3 protein-coding genes are annotated in these 2,705 nt (G+C 52.7%); all 3 read right to left on the bottom strand.

The annotated features are described in order from the left end of the window. Window positions 1-185: 185 nt before the first annotated feature. The 3 genes from mgrA to AC2FLD_RS22395 all read right to left on the bottom strand — a co-directional run bounded on the left by mgrA (window position 186) and on the right by AC2FLD_RS22395 (window position 2,398). Window positions 186-1,253 (bottom strand): L-glyceraldehyde 3-phosphate reductase, encoded by a 1,068-nt coding sequence (gene mgrA / locus AC2FLD_RS22405; RefSeq protein WP_496674528.1) that lies wholly within the window; start codon window positions 1,251-1,253, stop codon window positions 186-188. A gap of 125 nt (window positions 1,254-1,378) precedes the next feature. Further along, the gene (locus tag AC2FLD_RS22400; RefSeq protein WP_496674525.1) at window positions 1,379-1,903 is read right to left on the bottom strand and encodes a cysteine dioxygenase family protein; all 525 of its coding nucleotides are present in this window, start codon (window positions 1,901-1,903) and stop codon (window positions 1,379-1,381) included. 225 nt (window positions 1,904-2,128) lie between these two features. After that, on the bottom strand, window positions 2,129-2,398 hold the full coding sequence (locus tag AC2FLD_RS22395; protein ID WP_282121391.1) for an HlyU family transcriptional regulator: 270 nt from the start codon (window positions 2,396-2,398) through the stop codon (window positions 2,129-2,131). Window positions 2,399-2,705: the final 307 nt, after the last annotated feature.

The raw sequence follows: 2,705 nt of genomic DNA, 5'->3' as shown, positions 1-2,705 counted from the left end.
TAGATGCCCGAAAGTCTTCCTGTCAGCCATCGCACTCGCCGCACTCGTCATCTATTGGCTATGAGTCCTGAGCCTAAGCCGTCATCTGACTGAAAGACTCAGATGACTGCCTTGAGCCCAAAGCAGAAACGCCATGCGATTAAGCAGAAGAACCTGCTAGCACCAAAAATCAGTGGTCAACAATCTTACTCAATTTCCGAGGATCGCGCCCAGAGATTGATTTCCTCTTCCGAGCTTACCTCGTCAATCTTAGCGAGTTCCGCTTCGGTAAATTCCAAATTCTGGACCGCACCTACGCAATCCACGATCTGCTCAGGACGCGAAGCGCCAATAAGGGCTGTCGTAATCCGGTCACCTCTCAGCACCCAAGCAAGCGCCATCTGAGCTAATGATTGACCGCGTGACGCCGCTATATCGTTTAGAGCCCTGACACTCGTCAATGAACGTTCGTTGATCATGCCGTCCAATAGAGACTTGCCTTGGGTCGCACGACTGTCTTCGGGAATGCCGTTCAGATACTTCGATGTCAAAATACCCTGGGCAAGTGGCGTGAACGCAATCGATCCCACGTTCAATTCGTCAAGCGTATCCAACAGCCCGTCCCGCTCAACCCAACGGTTGAGTAGGTTATACGACGGCTGATGAATCAGGCACGGCGTGCCAAGGGCTTTCAAGATAGCCAGCGCTTCGCGCGTTCGTTGCGAGTTGTAGCTTGAAAATCCGACGTAAAGTGCGCGCCCAGAGCGCACTATATAGTCTAAGGCCCCCATAGTTTCTTCCAGAGGGGTATCTGGATCGTAACGGTGGGAATAAAAGATATCTGCGTATTCTAACCCCATCCGCTTGAGCGACTGATCACAAGAGGCCACAAGATACTTTCGTGATCCCCACTCCCCATAGGGGCCCGGCCACATATCATACCCTGCCTTGGTAGATATGATGAGTTCGTCCCGATAGCCTGCGAAATCAGTTTTTAAAATTTCACCGAATGCTTCTTCCGCCGATCCCGGCGGCGGGCCATAGTTATTTGCTAAATCAAAGTGCGTTATACCCAAGTCAAAAGCAGTGCGGCAGAGATCGCGCTTTGTCTGGTGCGGGGTATCCCCACCAAAGTTGTGCCATAGCCCAAGGCTTATCGCGGGTAGCTTTATGCCAGACTGCCCACAACGGCGATAGACCATTTGCTCGTAGCGGTCCGGATTAGGAAGAAATGGGCGTGGCCGAGGCTTCGGGGGGCGTTGTAATTTGCTCATCTGTCCATAATCCGAGATCATCACCCCGTGTCAATTCAACGAGATAGTAATCGGCAATCAGCGAAGCCTGCGGTATAGACGGAACATGCCTCAGGCATTGCCAGCGCAAATTGTCAAACTGCAAACTAGTCCTCGAATAACGCGCGAACCTTCGACATGTCATAGGCATGTTCCGTCAGGTTTTCAGGATCCCATTCGCTTCGCTCAGCTTCAAAAAAATCCCCACCGTATACGTGGATTGCTCCGGTCAACTTGGGGATAGGGTTTGTAACCGAGTGAATGAGGTCCCTACCAAGCGGAGCATATTCACCCGTCGACAATGCTCGAGCCCCCGCCGCTTCAATGCGTCCGTTAGGGTCATCTGCTACGCGCCGCCAAAAAATGTTATCTTCTCGACCACCATAAATACCGATCACGGCCCACATTTCGTGATTGTGGGGCATTATGGTCATTCCTGGCTTCCATACGACGTTGACGATTGTCAGATCACCTGACTTGTAAATGGGAAAGATACCGCTTTCGGTCGGCTCTCCCAAGGCTTGCGTCACGCCCGCGGGATCGCGCATCGCCCGGTCCACCACCTCAGCCACCGATTTGTGAGACGCGTCCTGATCTACTGCGGTCCGGCAGTCCGCTACAAACTGTTCCATGTTCCACATATCTTCAGCCCCCAATTGCATACGATAAATGCAACAGGGTAGCACATACTGTAAAATAGACGAAATTGGGACCCAGATTGCAGCTGCATGTATCGGGCATCTAAGACTTCCAATGACTGCTTGGCTTGCTTAGCGTTCTTTCGCCAGATCGGGGCGGATGTCTAATTTGCGGAACCATCCGTCGATTGCATCGCATAAATTAGGCTGTCTGTTTGCTTAATCGAAAATGCGTTCGCCCTGCTCGTCGATCACCTGTTTCGCCTTTGCGATGCTGAAGCTTTCGCCCTGATCTCGGGTCTCAAAAACATCCGCCCGGATCACTGTATGGGTCTTGCGATTTCCGCCGATGGTCTTTTCGATACGGGCTAGAAGGCGGTACTTGCCACCTTCGGGCATCAGGTCCGGAAAGATTTCGAACCCTCTGTAAGAGACTGGCTCCGGCTCCGACTTTTCACCACCACCGAAGAGTTTAGAGAAGAGGGACATTGGGCGGCTCCTTTCAGCGTTGCTATGACGGGAGACTAGCGCCGCTTAGGCCAGGCGTGAAGCATGTCGTGCTATCACAACATTTGCCTTCGATCCGTTGGCACGCTCCTTGCGTTGCCTAGTACGTCCAGATCCGCGGTAGAAGTCCATTCCCCACACCACGCTCCCTTGTAAGACTGTCCAGACCGCCATTCTGACACGCCGCCGCCGACGACCGCTTTGAGCCCAAAGTGTCTGACGTCAGCGCCCATGGGACAGTTTAGGTCGATTTGATAAGAGAGGGTTTCTGGCTCATCGTAACTGCCAA

It is taken from the genome of Ruegeria sp. CDSA021 (assembly GCF_059612325.1).
Note: the sequence above shows the minus strand (reverse complement) of the source record. Positions and strands in the feature narration are given on the sequence as shown.

Coding starts and splice junctions, on each gene's coding strand:
- mgrA (WP_496674528.1), bottom strand. CDS start 1,253: ATGAGCAAATTACAACGCCCCCCGAAGCCTCGGCCACGCCCATTTCTT.
- AC2FLD_RS22400 (WP_496674525.1), bottom strand. CDS start 1,903: ATGGAACAGTTTGTAGCGGACTGCCGGACCGCAGTAGATCAGGACGCG.
- AC2FLD_RS22395 (WP_282121391.1), bottom strand. CDS start 2,398: ATGTCCCTCTTCTCTAAACTCTTCGGTGGTGGTGAAAAGTCGGAGCCG.